Genomic DNA, 14996 nt, shown 5'->3' with positions numbered 1-14996 from the left:
GGGCCGGACAACCGGCCGTCCATGGGCCCGTGTAAACGCGATGCCGGGCCGCCCGTGATCAATACACCTAGGCTGCGCTCATGATTCGTACCGCCACCCCTGACGACATCCCCGTCCTGCACTCCCTCGTGCGGGAACTCGCCGCGTACGAGAAGGCCCTGGACGAGGTGGTCGCCTCCGAGGAGCAGCTGAGGGAAGCGCTGTTCGGCGACCGGCCCGCCGCGTACGCGCACGTGGCGACGGCCGACGACGGCGGCGAGGTGATCGGCTTCGCCCTGTGGTTCCTCAACTTCTCCACCTGGCGCGGAGTGCACGGCGTCTACCTGGAGGATCTGTACGTCCGCCCGGACCGGCGCGGCGGCGGCCACGGCCGGGCGCTGCTGGCGGAGCTGGCGCGGATCTGCGTGGAGCGCGGCTACGGGCGGCTGGAGTGGTCGGTGCTGAACTGGAACGCCCCGTCCATCGCGTTCTACGAGTCGCTGGGCGCGCGCCCGCAGGACGAGTGGACGGTGTACCGGTTGACGGACGGGGCGTTGGCGCGCCTCGGGGCCGGCGGCGCGGAGGCCTGACTCACGGCTCCAGGATCACCTTGCCCATCGTGCCCCGGGTCTCCAGCGCGCGATGCGCGGCGGCGGCTTCGGCGAGCGGGAATCGCTGTACGGCGGGTCGCAGCCGGCCGGCGGCCGCCTCGGCGAGGGCGCGGGTCTCCAGAGCGCGCAGGCCGCCGGCCCGCTCGACCATCTGCGGTCCGAGGGGGGAACCGGATGTGATGGAGCGTTCGGCCAGCTCCTCGGCGGTGAAGGTGAGCGGGCCCCCGGCGCCGGGGCCCTCGCCGGACCAGCCGTAGACGACGTGGTGCCCGCCGGGGCCGAGGAGGTCGACGGCGGCGCGGGCGGTGGTCCCGCCGACGGAGTCGTAGAGGACGGTGGCCCGCCGGCCCTTCGCGTCGAGATACGCGCGGGCCTCCCGCGGCCAGTCGGGGCGGGTGTAGTCGAGGGCGAGGTCGGCCCCGTTGTCCGTCGCCCGTGCCACCTTCGCGGGACCTCCGGCCAGCGCGATCACGGTGGCCCCGGCGTCCTTCGCGTACTGGACGACGAGGGTGCCGATCCCGCCCGCCGCCGCGGTGACGACGACCACGGAGCCCGGGCCGAGCGGGGTGAACCCGAGGATGCCGAGGGCGGTGCGGCCGGTGCCGATCATCGCGACGGCCCCGGCGGCGTCGAGCCCCTCGGGGATCTCGTGGAGCCGGTCGGCCTCGGTGACGGTGAGTTCGGCGTACCCGCCCGGCGCCATGCCGATATGGGCGACGACCCGCTTGCCGAGCCACTCGGCGCCGACGCCCTCGCCCACCGACTCGACGGTCCCGGCGACCTCGCGGCCCGGGACGGTGGGGAGGGTGACGGGCGCCGGGTAGGGGCCGCTCTCCCCCTCCCGCAGGACCGTGTCCAGAAGATGCACGCCGGCCGCCGCGACAGCGATACGGACCTGGCCGGGGCCGGGGACGGGCTCCTCGGCCTTCTCGTACACGAGGTTCTCGGCAGGGCCGAAGGCGTGCAGGCGTACGGCGTACATGGAGGGCTCCCAAGGGTGGCTGGTCCGGCGTTCCCCCACCGCTCCGGCGGGCTCGCACCCCACCCTCGTACGTCAAGTCTGGTTGAGGTCAACCCCGGATCCGGAGCGCAGCCCGGCGGCCTTCAGGGCGAGCATCGCGGCTTCGAGACCGCTGGTGAAGGAGACCTCGCTGAGGAGTCCGGGGGCGGCCACCTGGTCGCCCGCCAGGAAGATCCCGTCGCCCCGGACGACGGAGGGCCGGTCCCGCCAGGTGGTGCCGGGGCGGTCGACGGCCCCGGTGCGGCCGTCGGCGAGCGCCTCCACGCGCCAGGCGGTGCGCTCCCGCCAGCCGGGGAAGCCGAGGTCGAGGAGGGCCTCGGCGCGGACGGTCCCCTCCGCCCGGCGGGCGTCGGGGCCGATCGGGAACTGGCCCTGGAGCAGCTGTTCGCCGGCCGGGGCGAGGCCGGGGTCCTGGGCGGTGAACCGTTCCAGCCAGCCGGGCGCGTCCAGGTCCGACACGACGAACGCGTCGCCGCGCCGGGTGCGCAGCGCCAGGTCCACGAGGACGGTGCGGCCGCTCTCCCAGGTGAGGGACGCGTCGTCGAGGAGGACGCGGGCGGAGTCGAGGGAGGCGGCGACGATCACTGGTCCGGTACGGGCCAGCTCGCCGAGCGTACGGGTGTCGACGCGGGCGGCCGTCTCGATCCGGACCCCGAGGCCGCGGGCGTGGCCGGCCATCCGCTCGACGAGCGCCGCCCAGCCGCCGACCGGGTAGCGGGCCTCGGGCGGGAACGAGGCGAGACGCCGGAACCGCTCCTGGACGAACCGGGCGGAGAGCGCGCCGGGGTCGTGGTGGAAGAGCGCGGTGGCGGCGAAGTTCGCGGCGGCGCGGGCGCCCTCCTCGCCGACCTGGCCGGCGGCCCACTCCAGGAAGGCGCTGTCCACCGGGGCCGTGTGGGGGCCCCGCCGGGCGAGCCGCAGCAGGGCCACGGGCGGGGTCCGGCGGGCGGCCCCCGCGCGGCGGAAGCGGAAGCGGAGGCCTTCGAGGGGCGGTACGGGGACGACGGGCCCGACGAGACCGCGCCGGGCCAGCCAGGTCCAGTGCGGCCCGCGCCGGTACAGGGCGTGCGGGCCCTCGTTGGCGCGGTACGGCCCGTCCGCGGTCCTGGCCCGGCCGCCGAGGGTCCGGTGGCCCTCGTGCAGGGTGACCCGGGCGCCGGACTCGGCCGCGGTGATCGCGGCGGTGAGCCCGGCGAGGCCGCCGCCGACGACGTGGATGTGGGTGTGGGTGTTGACGTGGCCTGTGTGTCCCGTGCGTCCCATGTGTCCCATGGCTGGATCTCCTTCGCGTCTTTGATGATGCGACGGATCGGGGGTGGCCGCTCGTGACACGGTCGGCGGGGCGTTGTCAGTGGGGTGCGTCACGATGGGGGGCATGGCAGCGAGCAGGAAAGCGGGCGGCGGGAAGAAGAGCACCACGGGCGTGACGGCGGCGCGGCGGCCGGAGGTGCGGCTGCCGCCGCTCGTTCCGTACGACGGGGACGGCCTGGAGCCGGACGGGGACTACGACGGGGTGCGGTTCGACGGGACGGACCTGGCGGACGCGTCGGGCCGGGGAGCCCGGTTCATGGACTGCGCGCTGGACGGCTGCGCCCTGGACCGGGCGGAGCTGGCGCGGGCCCGCTTCATCGACGCGGTGCTGACGGGCGTACGGGGCGTGGGCACGGACCTCGCGGAGGCGTCGCTGCGGGACGTGGAGGTGGTGGACGCCCGCCTGGGCGGGGTGCAGCTGCACGGGGCGGTGCTGGAGCGGGTGGTGGTGCGGGGCGGCAAGATCGACTACCTGAATCTGCGCAAGGCCCGGCTGAAGGACGTCGTCTTCGAGGGCTGCGTGCTGTCCGAGCCGGACTTCGGGGACGCGCATCTGGTCCGGGTCGAGTTCCGGGACTGCGTGCTGAAGGGGGCGGACTTCAGCGGTGCCCGGATGGAGTCGGTGGATCTGCGCGCGGTGGCCGAGCTGGACATCGCCCGGGGCGTGGACCGGCTGGCGGGTGCGGTGATCAGCCCGTTGCAGCTGATGGAGCTGGCCCCGGCGTTCGCGGCGCAGATCGGGGTGCGGGTGGAGGCGTGAGGGGGGCGGCCCCGGTCAGAGGCGGGGGAAGCGGGCCTGGAGGTCCCAGATCACGGGGTTGTCGGCGAGGCCGTCGTGCATGTCGGCCAGGTCGGCGATCAGGTCGTGCAGGAAGTCGCGGGCCTCGCGGCGCAGGAGGGAGTGGCTGAAGGTGAGCGGGGGCTCCTCGCCGGGCATCCAGTCAGCCTCGACGTCGACCCAGCCGAAGCGCCGCTCGAAGATCATGACGTCCGAGGACTCGGTGAAGTCCAGCTCCGCGTACTGCCGCCGGTGCGAGCGGTTGCCGCGCGGGTCCTGGTCGATCTGCTCGACGATGTCGCACAGCGCCCACGCGAAGTCGAGCACCGGCACCCATCCCCAGGCTGTGGACACCTCGCGGTCCGCCTTGGTGTCCGCGAGGTAGACGTCACCGGAGAACAGATCGTGCCGCAGCGCCCGGACGTCCGCGCGGCGGTAGTCGGTCTGCGGGGGATCGGGGAAGCGACGGGAGAGGGAGTAGCCGATGTCGAGCACGGATCGATGGTGTCATGCCTGTTCGGGGCGGGCCGCCGCGAACGGGTGAACCGCCTCGGGTTTGCCGGACGCATATGCGCCCGGCTTCTAGTGTCCGGCCCATGGTCAGTTCGCCGCACGAGGCTCATCACCGGATCTTCCAGAAGAATCCAGGTCTGTTCACGAGCGCCTTCCGCACCCTGGGCATCCCTTCCCGGATCCCGTAGCCGTTTCGCTCATGGATACGGATCTCACGGAGATCAGACCGCTGGGACGGCACGTGGACACGCTGATGCGCATCGATGTGGCGAGTGGGGACTCCCTGTTGCTGGCGATCGAGGCGCAGAGCAAGAAGGACCCGGACAAGCGCAGCAGTTGGGCGTACTAGCTCGCCCACCTCTATGCGAAGTTCCGCTACCCGTGCGTGCTCCTGGTCGTCTGCCGGGACAAGGGGACGGCGGAGTGGGCGGCCGAGCCGATCCGTATCGGCCTGGACAAGCACCCGAGCCTGGTCGTCTTCCCGCTGGTGCTTGGGCCGCACAACGTCCCCATGGTCATGGAGGCCGCCAGGGCGGCCGAGGACATCCCGATGGCCGTCTTCTCGGCGATCACCCATAGTAACGATCACGACATCGCTGCCATACTGGAGGCTCTCGCCGAGGCGCTCCGGGCCACGGACGCCGATGCCGCAGCGGTCTTCGCCGAATTCACCGAGGCGGGTCTGGGAGCCTCCCCGGCCCGTGAGATCCGGAGGAACCTGATGGGCACTGGTCTCAGCCACTTCCGCGGCTTCGTCGCCGAGAGCTTCCGTGACGAAGGGCGTGTCGAGGGACGTCTCGAAGGGCGTGCCGAGGACATTCTGCGGATTCTTGAGGTGCGCGGGGTCGCGGTGCCGGAGGAGGCGCGAGAGCGCATCAGCTCCTGCACGGACCTCGCCGTGCTCGACGTGTGGTTCGAGCGGGCGGTCACCGCGCCGACCGCAGGCACGGTGATCGACGACGGCTGACCGCCCGCTCCACGCCGGAGGCCCCGCCCACGGTCAGGCGGCCACGGCCTCGATGAGGGCGAAGGGTGCGGCCCCGGCGAGCGGGGTGACGGAGGTGAGGGTCAGGCCGGCGCGGCGGCACACCTCCTCGAAGTCCGCGCGGGTGCGCTCCCGGCCGCCCACGTTCACCAGCATGTTGAGGTCGCTCAGGTAGGTGATGCCGCCGTCGGTGACATCGGCCGTGGTGTCGACGACCTCGGGAAGCACGGGCTCCACGATCAGTACGAGACCGCCGGGCGGCAGGGCCTCGCGGCAGTGGCGCAGGATCGTGACCGCCTGCTCGTCCGACCAGTCGTGCAGGACGCTCTTCACCACATAGAGGTCCGAGCCCTCGGGCACCGCGAGGAAGAAGTCCCCGGCGAGGAGGGAGCACCGCCCCTCCACCCCGTGCCGCGTCACCGTGCTCCGGGCCTCGGCCAGGCCCTCCGCCGTGTCGAGGACGACGCCCTTGAGGCCCGGATGTGCGGCGAGCACGCCGGCCAGCAGTGTCCCGTCGCCTCCGCCGACATCCGTGACCGCGGTGAACCGGCCGAAGTCGAAGGCGCGCGGCAGCGCGGTGGCGGTCTCGGACGATGCCTGGCTCATCGCCGCGTTGAACGCCGAGGACAGCTCGGGGTCCTGGGCGAGATGGCTGAAGAAGTCGGTGCCGAAGACCGAGTCGAACGCGATCTCGCCGGTGCGGACGCTGTCGTCCAGGTGCTCCCAGGCGCGGACGATCGCGGGCTCGGTGAACATGCCGGCGAACGAGGCGAGCGAGTCGGGGCGGCAGGGATGCAGCAGCGCGCCCGCGGACGTCACCGAGAAGGAGTCGGGGGACACCTCCCGCAGCAGGCCGAGCCCGGTCAGTGCGCGTAGCAGCCGCGTCATGGGCTGGGCCTCGGCTCCGGCGTCGGCGGCCACCTCGTCGGCGTGACGAGGCGTATCGCCCACCAGCTCCATCACGCCCAACCGGACGGCCGCACGCAGGGTTTGGGCCGCCATGCTCCCGAACGCGAGCCGGGCGATCAGATCGCGGTCGGTCGGGTTCGTAGACGTGGCCTCGGAGTTCGTCATGGGTGATACCTCTCTTGTCTCTTGTTCTTCTCGTTCGGGCGCGTACGTGCACCGGCGCGGGCACGTGTGTACGGGGCCGGGCGTGGCGGTGGTGATGGGGGGTACGGGTCAGCCGGCGGACGTGGCCCTGCCGGCCAGCGCTCCCGGGGTGCATCCGGCCAGGGCCAGCACATCGCGGTGGAGGTGGGACTGGTCGGCGTATCCGCCGGCCAGGGCGACATCACCGGCGTTCCCGCCCGCGCAGAGCGCCCGGGCCGCGTGGTCGAAGCGGACCAGCATGGCGGCCCGCTTCGGGGTGACGCCGATCTGGTCGGTGAACCTGGACCACAGCCGCTTACGGCTCCAGCCGAAGGACGCGGCGAGGTCGGCGACCCGCACCCGGCCTCGGCGGGCGACGATGGTGTCCCAGGCGGCGGCCACCTCGGGCCACATCGGCGGTGCCCCCGCAGCCCGCCCCGCGAGGAACGCGTCCGTCAGGGCGAGGCGTTCCTGCCACGTCGTCGCGTCCGTCAACTGCTCGCCGAGGCGTCGTGCGTGTTGCCCCCACAAGTCTTCGAGCCCGTTGACGGAGCCTTCCAGTTCGCGCGGGGAGACCCCCAGCAGCGCATGGGCGGCCCGGGGTGACAGGTTCACCTCGACACACTCGACGCCCTCGCCCCGGATACGGGCGGGGCCGGGCGACAGCGAGGCGATGAAGCTCCTCAGGGGCCGGGGCCCGTCGGCGCTCTCCACCGTCATCCGGGCCTCCCCGACAGCGAGGACGACGACCACGGCGGGCTGGGGGAGCACCTGCATGTCCAGTCCGGCCCCCGCGCCGTCACGGAATCCGGCCATCCGGACGCCGTCCAGCGATGTGCCGCCGAGGAGGCCGGTGACCTCCCAGCCGTTCTCGGCATCGCGATCCAAGGGGGCGGCGCCCACGTGATGTCTGCGCATGCCTCCACGGTCGCCGAATCCGACGCTCCTGTCTTGGACGAATGTTCCGCGACATCACCCGCGACATCACCCGTGCCAGTGCCAGTGCCCGTGCCCGTGCCCGTGCTCTACGGCAGCAGCCGCTGCTCCTTCGCCACCGACACCGCGCCCGCGCGGGTGTCGACGCCGAGCTTGTCGTAGATCCGGCCCAGGTGGGTTTTGACCGTGGCCTCGCTGATGAACAGGGCGCGCGCGATGTCCCGGTTGCCGAGGCCCTGGGAGAGCTGGGCCAGGATGTCGCGCTCGCGGTCGGTGAGGCTGGGGCGGGGGCTCCGCATCCGGGCCATCACCCGGCTGGCGACCGGGGCGGAGAGCGTGGTGCGGCCCTGGGCGGCGGACCGGATCGCGGCGAACAGCTCCTCCGGGCGCTCCGCCTTCAGCAGATAGCCGGTGGCCCCCGCCTCGATGGCCCGGGTGATGTCGGCGTCGGTGTCGTACGTGGTCAGCACCAGGACGTGGACCGTGCCGTCGGCCGCGATGCGGCGGGTCGCCTCGACGCCGTCGATGCCCTCGCCGAGCTGGAGGTCCATGAGGACGACGTCCGGGGTGAGGCGCGCGGCGAGCACCACGGCCTCCTCGCCGCTGCCCGCCTCGCCGACGACCTCGATGTCCGGTTCGCTGCCGAGGAGCGCGAGCAGCCCGGCCCGGACGACCACGTGGTCGTCGCAGAGCAGGATGCGTACGCGGGCGGGAGACGGGGATGCCTCGGTCATGTGGGGTCCTCCGTGGTGGTGAGCGGAACCTCTGCGGAGAGCACGGTGCCCTCGCCCGGCGCCGACTCGATGGTGAGCGTTCCGCCGAGCTGCCGCACCCGGGCCCGCATCGCCGGAAGCCCGTGGCCGCGTACGGTGCCGGCGCCGCGTACGCCCTCGGGCTCGGCGGTGAAGCCCCGGCCGTTGTCGCCGATGTCCAGGACCACCCGGTCGTCGAGGTGGGTCAGGGTCAGCCCGGCGGCCGTCGCCCCGGCGTGCTCCCGCACGTTGGCCAGGGCCCCCTGGGCGATGCGCAGGAGAGCGGACTGCACCCGGTCCGGCAGCGGGGCGTGCGGGGTGCCCTCCACATGGCAGTGGACGGTGAGCGCGCCCGCCGCCTGGGCGCTCTCCCGGGCCGCCAGCGCCTGCAGGGCCGCCTCCAGGCCGCCGCCCTCCGCCAGGTCGGCGGGGGCCAGGTCGTGGACGAAGCGGCGGGCCTCGGCGAGGTTGCGTTCCGCGATGCCGGTGGCCGTACGGACGTGGCGGCGGGCGGCGTCCGGGTCGGCGCTCCAGGTGCGGTCGGCGGCCTGGAGCAGCATCTGCTGGCTGGACAGGCCCTGCGCCAGGGTGTCGTGGATCTCCATGGATAGCCGCTGGCGCTCGGCGAGGGTGCCCTCGCGCCGTTCGGTGGCGGCCAGTTCGCGCCGGGTCCGCAGCAGGTCGTCGATCAGCTCGCGCTGTCGGGCCGCCAGTTCCCGTTGGCGTACCGCCTGGCGCTGCATATGGACGAAGACCGCCGTCGCCACGGCGGCGACCGCGGGCGGGGCGAGCACCAGGTTCGGGTCGAACCCGTCGGCCAGGCGCAGTTGCGCGGCCACGACGAACACGGTGAGCAGGGCGACCAGCGCGAGCGCCGCGCGCGGCGGCAGGATCCGCAGCCCGGTGTAGAACAACGGCACCGCGCACCACGCGAAGCTCGGCGCGAGGACGACCAGCACCATCCAGACGAGGACGAGCACCCCGAGCCAGGTGAGCCGGCGGGGAGTGGGGCGCGAGCCGAGGACGGGGCCGAGGAGGTACAGCACCGCCAGGGTGATCGACAGGGCGATGATCCACGGGGTGCGGGCCTCGCCGGGGTGCCGCATCAGGAACCGGGTCAGCGAGGCGCCGAGCAGCAGGAAGAACGCGGCGTGCATGAGGAACGCGAGCCAGCGGGCGTCGGGGTCGGACCCGGAGATCCAGGAGCCCGCGGCCTCCGATTCGGCGATCCCGGGGCTCTGGGCCTGGGAACCGGAGGTCCCGGAGCCCTCGGAACCGGCGATCCCGGAGCCCTCGGCCTCGGCCCCCTCCGCGTCCGGGGAACCGCTGCGGTGCTCCACCCCGTACCTCATTCCATCGCTGACCTGCGTAAACCCCTCCATGGTGACCCGATCCGGCCACCCCCGCATCAACCGATCGGCTGACGGCGGCGTCGACCGTCCCGCCCGCCGCTTCCAGCCCGTACGTCGACCGTACGGGGCCGGATCCGCCGGGAGGATCGATACCAGAGCGAAACGCCCGGACCCCTCCGGACCGCCTCGCACCTCGAAGCCACCGGGCCGCCCCGGATCACCAAGGAGCCACCATGAAGAAGCTGTCGCCGCGCACCCGTGTCGTCACCGGCGCCGTCGTCGTCGCCCTCGGGGCGGGCACGTTCGGCGCGATGTCCGCCAGCGCCTCCTCCCCGGCGGCCGCCCCCGCCGCCGCGGTCAAGGCGGACACCAGCAACCGCAACCTCCAGCAGACCACGCACCTGACCGTCGCCGCCGCCACCAAGGCCGCGCAGGCCACGCTGGACGCGGCGAAGAAGGAGAACCAGCGGGTCTCCGTCGCGGTCGTCGACCGCAACGGCAACACCATCGTCTCCCTGCGCGGCGACGGCGCGGGCCCGCAGTCGTCCGAGTCCGCGGTGAAGAAGGCGTACACCGCCGTCTCCTGGAACGCCCCGACCTCCGAGCTGGTCAAGCGCCTGGAGCAGACCCCGAACCTGAAGGACATCCCCGGCACCCTGTTCCTCGGCGGCGGCGCCCCGGTCCAGGTCAAGGGCGCCCCGGTGGCGGGCATCGGCGTGGCCGGCGCGCCCAGCGGCGACCTCGACGAGAAGTTCGCCCAGGCGGGCGTCGCCTCGCTCGCCCGGTAGTCACCCCCGCACGGCCGACGAACGGAGTACCCATGAACGCCCTCGATCACGACCTGCTCACCGCCGCACGCACCGGCGACACCGACCGTGTGCGCACCGCGATCGAGGGCGGGGCACGGGTCGACGTCCGCGACGAGGAGTTGCGTACGCCGCTGCTCCTCGCCGTCCTCGGCGACCACGTCGAGGCGGCCCGGCTGCTCGTCGCCGCCGGGGCCGACCCGAACGCCCAGGACCGGCGCGAGGACAGCCCGTGGCTGGCCACCGGGGTCACCGGCAGCGTCGCGATGCTGCACGTGCTGCTGCCGGCCGGGCCGGACCTGACCCTGCCCAACCGGTTCGGCGGCGGCCCCCGCGCCGCCTCCCGCGCTGAAGGCCCCCGCGCCGCCCGCCGCGCCCGCCGCCTCACCCTCGCCCTCATCGCCGCCGCCCTGCTCGCCGGATGTGCCAACGGCACCACGGAAGCGGCCCCGGACTCCGCCGCCGGCCCGGACGCAGCGTCCGCCGCGACCGGCACCGTGGCGACCCCCGACCCCTCCCGCGCCCCCACCGACCGCACCCCCGAAGGCACCCTCCTCGTCGCCGACTTCGGCAGCGACACCGTGACCTTCGTCGACCCCGGCCGGGAGGGGGCCGGTGAGGGCGGCGGCCCCATCGCCTCCGTCGAGGTCGGCACCGCCCCCTACGGACTCGTCGTCGGCGAGGACGGACGCGCCTGGGTCGCCACCGCCGAGGGCGTCGCGGTCGTCGACACCCAGCAGCGGACCCGGCTCGCGCTGATCCCGTACGAGACGGAGTCCGGCCCCGTCGCCACCGGCGAGTACCGGGGCGGCGGCATGGGCATCGCCCTGGCCCCGGACGGGAAGCACGTCTACGCCGGGGTCAACGTGCCCGGCGAGGACGGCACGGTCGAGGTCATCGACACCGCGACCCGCGAGGTCACCGGCACCGCGCCGGTCGGGATGCGCCCCTTCGACGTGGATGTGTCCCCGGACGGCCGCGAGGTGTACGCCACCGATCACGACTCCTTCGACGTGACGGCGGTCGACGCGGACACGCTGAAGACCCGGCGCATGGAGGTCGCCCCGTACGGCACGGAGGGCGGGCTCGGCTCCTGGCTGAAGCCGCACTACGCCGTCGTACGCCCCGGGGACGGCAAGCTGCTGCTGCCCTTCGAGGGGGAGCGGCTGGCCGTGCTCGACCCGCGCACCGGGGAAGTGACGATCGAGCGGATGACGGCCGACACCCACCAGCACGGTGCGACGCTGACCCCCAACGGCACCCTCCTCGTCGTCGGCACCGGCCCGATCGGCTCGGACGACGAGGAGCCGTCGCTCACCGTCCGCGCCCCCGGCGGTGCGGAGCGGGTCGTCCCGCTGGACGGGCCGCACGAGGACGTGGCGGTGTCGGAGGACGGCCGCACGGCGTACGTCACCGGCGGCTTCACGCGGGACGGCTACTGGAACGGGATCACGGTCGTCGACCTGGCCGACGAGGAGAGCGAGTCCGTCCGCCTGACAGCAGGCAACCGGCCCCTCGGTATCGCCGTCCTCTGAGCTGGAGCCGCCCGCTCTCCCCCCGAGGCGGGCGGCTCCTTGCCAGCGCAGTACACGCCTAAAATCGACCGGTGAACCCCCGCACCCCCACCGCCGCCCCCCTCCTTCTCGCCCTGGCCCTCGCCCTCCTCGGCTCGGGCTGCACCGGCGGGGTCGAGGGCACCCCGGGCGCGGTCGGGGTGCGCGATCCGTACTTCCCCGGGCTCGGCAACGGCGGCTACGACGTCACCCACTACGGCCTGGAGCTGGACGTCGACCCCGCCGCCGGCCGGCTGCGCGGCACGGCCACGATCACCGCCCGCGCAACCCAGCACCTGAGCGCCTTCCACCTGGACCTCGCCGGACTCGACGTGGAGGGCGCCACCGTCGAGGGGCAGCCCGCCGCCGTGAACCGGGCGGGCAAGGAGCTGACGATCCGCCCCGACGCGGCGGTGGACGACCGGATGCGCAAGGGGCGCACGTTCACCACCGTCGTGCGCTACTCCGGCTCCCCGGAAGCCGTCACCGACGCGGACGGCGAACAGGAGGGCTGGCTGCGGACCGCGGACGGGTCGGTGGCCCTCGGCGAGCCGACCGGCTCCATGGCCTGGTTCCCCGGCAACCACCACCCGAGCGACAAGGCCGCGTACGACATCGAGGTCACCGTCCCCGATCCGCTGAGGGCCGTCTCCAACGGGGAACTGGTCGCCCGGCGTACGGAGAACGATCGCACCGCCTACCACTGGCGGACCACCGAGCCGATGGCGAGCTATCTGGCGACCGTCGCCGTGGGGGAGTTCACCACCGAGCAGTCACGCACGCCCGACGGCATCCGGCTGTTCACCGCCGTGGACCCCGAGTCGGCGGCGGCCGGCGAGGACGTGCTGGCGGAGATCCCGGCGGTGCTGACGTGGTCGCGGGCCAGGTTCGGGCCGTACCCCTTCACCTCCGCCGGGGCGATCGTGGAGCGCACGGGCGACTCGACGTACGCCCTGGAGACCCAGAACCGGCCCGTCTTCCCCGGCCCGCCCGGCACCGCCCTCCTCGTCCACGAGCTGGCCCACCAGTGGTTCGGGAACTCCGTCACGCCGAAGACCTGGCGGGACATGTGGCTGAACGAGGGCTTCGCCACGTACGCGGAGTGGCTCTGGGCCGCCGACCACGACGGCGTACCGGTCGGGGAGAGCTTCGAGGAGGCGTACGAGGACGAGGCCAACTGGGCGTTCCCGCCCGGCGATCCGCCCGCCGCCCTCGACCTCTCCGACCCGCCGGTCTACGGGCGCGGGGCCATGGTCGTGCACCGGATCCGGCTCGCCATGGACGACGACGAGGCGTTCTTCGCCCTGGTGCGGGGCTGGACGAAGAAGTACCGGCACGCCAACGCCTCCACCGGCGACTTCACCGCGTACGTGGAGGAGGAGACGGGCCGGGACCTCACCGGGCTGTGGGACGCCTGGCTGTACGGCGGAAGCCGGCCGCCCCTGGAGGGCTGACCGGCTCCCGTACTTCCTTACGTGAGGCGTTACTTGACGTTGACCCCGGTCCAGGTGGCCGAGACCGCCTTCAGCTCCTCGCTGTCCGCGCCGAACAGGTCGGTCGCCGCCTTCTCGGTCGCGACGCGCGCGCCCGCGTAGTCGGTGGTGGAGGTCATGTAGACGGAGAGCGCCTTGTACCAGATCTGGTACGCCTTCTCCCGCCCGATGCCCGTCAGCGTCGAGCCGTCGGAGGTCGGGGAATCGTACTCGACGCCGTTGACCGTCTTCTTTCCGCTGCCCTCGGCGAGCAGGTAGAAGAAGTGATTGGCGACGCCGGAGGAGTAGTGGACGTCCAGGTCGCCGAGGTTCTCGTCCCAGAAGTCGGCGGAGTTGCCGTCCTTGCTCGGCTTGTCCATGTAGCGCAGCGGGGTGCCGTCGCCGTTGATGTCGATCTTCTCGCCGATGAGGTAGTCCCCGGCGTCCGAGGCGCTGTCGGCGAAGAACTCCACCGAGGCGCCGAGGATGTCGCTGGTCGCCTCGTTGAGGCCGCCGGACTCGCCCGCGTAGTCCAGGTTGGCGGTGGCGGAGGTGAGGCCGTGGGTCATCTCGTGGGCCGCGACGTCGATGGAGGTGAGGGCGGCCTTGTTGCCCTCGCCGTCGCCGTACGTCATGCAGAAGCAGCTGTCGTCCCAGAAGGCGTTGACGTAGTTCTCGCCGTAGTGGACCCGGGAGTAGGCGGCCTTGCCGTCGCCCGCGATGCCGTCCCGCCCGAGCGCGCTCTTGTAGAAGTCCCAGGTCTTCGCCGCGCCGTAGTGGGCGTCGACGGCGGCGGTCTGCCGGTCCCCGCCCGTGCCGTCGCCCCAGGTGTCGTCGTCGTCCGTGACGAGGTCGCCGGTGCCGGAGGAGCCCTGGTTCAGGTCGTACGTCTTGTGGCCGCCGCGCTCGCCGTCGGTCAGCTCGAAGCCCGCGTCGGACTTCGTGGTGGTGATCTCGACCTCGCCGCTGTACTGGCTGTTGCCGGTGCCGGTCTCGATCGCCTCGTAGCTGTGCAGTTTCTTGCCGGTGGTGGCGTCGGTGATGGAGTGGACGCGGCTGGGCGTGCCGTCCTTCTGGACGCCCTTCTTGACGGTCTCCCAGGCGAGGACGGGGTTCTCGCCGCTCGCGTAGATCACCTTGCGGGCGCTCGCCGCGGCCTTCAGCTTCGGCGTCGTCGACGCCACGGCTATCTTCGCGTCGGTCGCCTTGTCGACGCTTCGGAGCTTGCCGGCGGCGGTGGTGTGGGTGACCAGGTCGCCGCCGAGGACGGGCAGGCCGTCGTAGGTGCGCTCGTAACGGGTGTGGACCGTGCCTTGGGCGTCCTTGATGACGTCGCGGGCGATCAGCTTCTCCTGGCCGCCGAGCTTCAGCGCCTTCGCCGCCGAGGAGGCGTCCGCCTGGGCCGACTTGATGGCCGTGGCGCGCTGCGCCGAGGGGTTCACGCCGAGCGCGGCGGCCGTGGAGGGCTGCGCCGTGGTGGTGCGGGCGTCGTCGTCGCCGGGCGTGGCGACGGCGGATCCGGCCTGGACACCGGCGACGACCATCGCGGCGGTCGCCGCGAGCGCTGCGAGCCGTCGAGTGGTGCGCGGAGCGCGGGAGTTGTGGGGGGTGGTGTGGAGGTTCATGTGTGTTCTCCGTCGGTCGTCCTGTGGGGGGACTACGAGCGGAGAGCGTGCCATCGAATGAGCGAAGTTGATGGTGTGCTGACAATTGCCTCACAAGTTTTTGACCAGTTCTTGTACGAATGGGGTGCCGGGCTGTCCGGTATTCGGTGAAGTGGCGGGTTTCAGTGGTGCGGGGGAGGCGGCTTGACGGCTGCTCACGCACACCGGAGC

At 73.0% G+C, this 14996-nt stretch carries 15 protein-coding genes and 1 pseudogene; 8 read left to right on the top strand and 8 right to left on the bottom strand.

Annotated features, from left to right (window positions below):
- The first annotated feature begins 80 nt into the window (after nucleotides 1-80).
- Nucleotides 81-569 carry a GNAT family N-acetyltransferase gene (locus ACFWM7_RS06895; RefSeq protein ID WP_383256007.1) on the top strand — a complete coding sequence of 163 codons (489 nt, stop codon included), beginning with the start codon at nucleotides 81-83 and terminating at the stop codon, nucleotides 567-569.
- A gap of 1 nt (nucleotide 570) precedes the next feature.
- On the opposite strand, the gene ACFWM7_RS06890 is transcribed toward ACFWM7_RS06895, so the two are convergent.
- Entirely contained in the window at nucleotides 571-1572 is a 1002-nt protein-coding gene (locus ACFWM7_RS06890; protein ID WP_383256005.1) for a zinc-binding dehydrogenase, read from the bottom strand.
- Nucleotides 1573-1644: 72 nt separating this feature from the next.
- The gene (locus ACFWM7_RS06885; RefSeq protein WP_383256002.1) at nucleotides 1645-2883 is read right to left on the bottom strand and encodes an FAD-dependent oxidoreductase; all 1239 of its coding nucleotides are present in this window, start codon (nucleotides 2881-2883) and stop codon (nucleotides 1645-1647) included.
- Nucleotides 2884-2986: 103 nt separating this feature from the next.
- Here ACFWM7_RS06885 and ACFWM7_RS06880 point away from each other — a divergent pair, with 103 nt between their 5' ends.
- On the top strand, nucleotides 2987-3682 hold the full coding sequence (locus tag ACFWM7_RS06880) for a pentapeptide repeat-containing protein (protein ID WP_383256000.1): 696 nt from the start codon (nucleotides 2987-2989) through the stop codon (nucleotides 3680-3682).
- Between the two features lie 15 nt (nucleotides 3683-3697).
- On the opposite strand, the gene ACFWM7_RS06875 is transcribed toward ACFWM7_RS06880, so the two are convergent.
- Entirely contained in the window at nucleotides 3698-4195 is a 498-nt protein-coding gene (locus ACFWM7_RS06875) for a hypothetical protein (RefSeq protein WP_383255999.1), read from the bottom strand.
- A 217-nt stretch (nucleotides 4196-4412) separates the two neighbouring features.
- On the opposite strand from ACFWM7_RS06875, the gene ACFWM7_RS06870 reads away from it, so the two are divergent.
- Both ACFWM7_RS06870 and ACFWM7_RS06865 read left to right on the top strand, forming a co-directional pair.
- The gene (locus ACFWM7_RS06870; RefSeq protein ID WP_383255998.1) at nucleotides 4413-4562 is read left to right on the top strand and encodes a hypothetical protein; all 150 of its coding nucleotides are present in this window, start codon (nucleotides 4413-4415) and stop codon (nucleotides 4560-4562) included.
- Nucleotides 4563-4598: 36 nt separating this feature from the next.
- Nucleotides 4599-5180, top strand: coding sequence for a hypothetical protein (locus ACFWM7_RS06865; RefSeq protein ID WP_383255996.1), 582 nt, complete (start codon nucleotides 4599-4601; stop codon nucleotides 5178-5180).
- Nucleotides 5181-5213: 33 nt separating this feature from the next.
- On the opposite strand, the gene ACFWM7_RS06860 is transcribed toward ACFWM7_RS06865, so the two are convergent.
- The 4 genes from ACFWM7_RS06860 to ACFWM7_RS06845 all read right to left on the bottom strand — a co-directional run bounded on the left by ACFWM7_RS06860 (nucleotide 5214) and on the right by ACFWM7_RS06845 (nucleotide 9318).
- The gene (locus ACFWM7_RS06860) at nucleotides 5214-6272 is read right to left on the bottom strand and encodes a methyltransferase (RefSeq protein ID WP_383255994.1); all 1059 of its coding nucleotides are present in this window, start codon (nucleotides 6270-6272) and stop codon (nucleotides 5214-5216) included.
- A gap of 108 nt (nucleotides 6273-6380) precedes the next feature.
- The gene (locus tag ACFWM7_RS06855) at nucleotides 6381-7208 is read right to left on the bottom strand and encodes a helix-turn-helix domain-containing protein (RefSeq protein ID WP_383255992.1); all 828 of its coding nucleotides are present in this window, start codon (nucleotides 7206-7208) and stop codon (nucleotides 6381-6383) included.
- A 107-nt stretch (nucleotides 7209-7315) separates the two neighbouring features.
- Complete coding sequence (locus tag ACFWM7_RS06850) at nucleotides 7316-7960, bottom strand: response regulator transcription factor (protein WP_030808711.1); 645 nt, start codon at nucleotides 7958-7960, stop codon at nucleotides 7316-7318.
- A complete protein-coding gene (locus ACFWM7_RS06845) occupies nucleotides 7957-9318 on the bottom strand; it encodes a sensor histidine kinase (protein ID WP_383255989.1) in 1362 nt (453 codons plus the stop codon). Before ACFWM7_RS06845 ends, ACFWM7_RS06850 begins: the two co-directional genes overlap by 4 nt.
- A 245-nt stretch (nucleotides 9319-9563) precedes the next feature.
- Here ACFWM7_RS06845 and ACFWM7_RS06840 point away from each other — a divergent pair, with 245 nt between their 5' ends.
- From ACFWM7_RS06840 to ACFWM7_RS06825, 4 genes and pseudogenes are all read left to right on the top strand, one after another.
- On the top strand, nucleotides 9564-10118 hold the full coding sequence (locus ACFWM7_RS06840; RefSeq protein ID WP_383255987.1) for a heme-binding protein: 555 nt from the start codon (nucleotides 9564-9566) through the stop codon (nucleotides 10116-10118).
- 32 nt (nucleotides 10119-10150) lie between these two features.
- A pseudogene (locus ACFWM7_RS06835) lies at nucleotides 10151-10462 on the top strand (ankyrin repeat domain-containing protein); the annotation flags it as partial.
- Entirely contained in the window at nucleotides 10436-11671 is a 1236-nt protein-coding gene (locus tag ACFWM7_RS06830; RefSeq protein ID WP_383256069.1) for a hypothetical protein, read from the top strand. The pseudogene ACFWM7_RS06835 and the gene ACFWM7_RS06830, both read left to right, overlap by 27 nt.
- Before the next feature lie 71 nt (nucleotides 11672-11742).
- A complete protein-coding gene (locus tag ACFWM7_RS06825; protein WP_383255985.1) occupies nucleotides 11743-13143 on the top strand; it encodes a M1 family metallopeptidase in 1401 nt (466 codons plus the stop codon).
- Nucleotides 13144-13172: 29 nt separating this feature from the next.
- On the opposite strand, the gene ACFWM7_RS06820 is transcribed toward ACFWM7_RS06825, so the two are convergent.
- Entirely contained in the window at nucleotides 13173-14786 is a 1614-nt protein-coding gene (locus ACFWM7_RS06820; RefSeq protein WP_383255983.1) for a M4 family metallopeptidase, read from the bottom strand.
- Between the last annotated feature and the right edge of the window lie 210 nt (nucleotides 14787-14996).

Origin of the sequence: Streptomyces sp. NPDC058375, from assembly GCF_042723425.1 — a bacterium.
Lineage (GTDB): Bacteria > Actinomycetota > Actinomycetes > Streptomycetales > Streptomycetaceae > Streptomyces > Streptomyces durocortorensis.
Note: the sequence above shows the minus strand (reverse complement) of the source record. Positions and strands in the feature narration are given on the sequence as shown.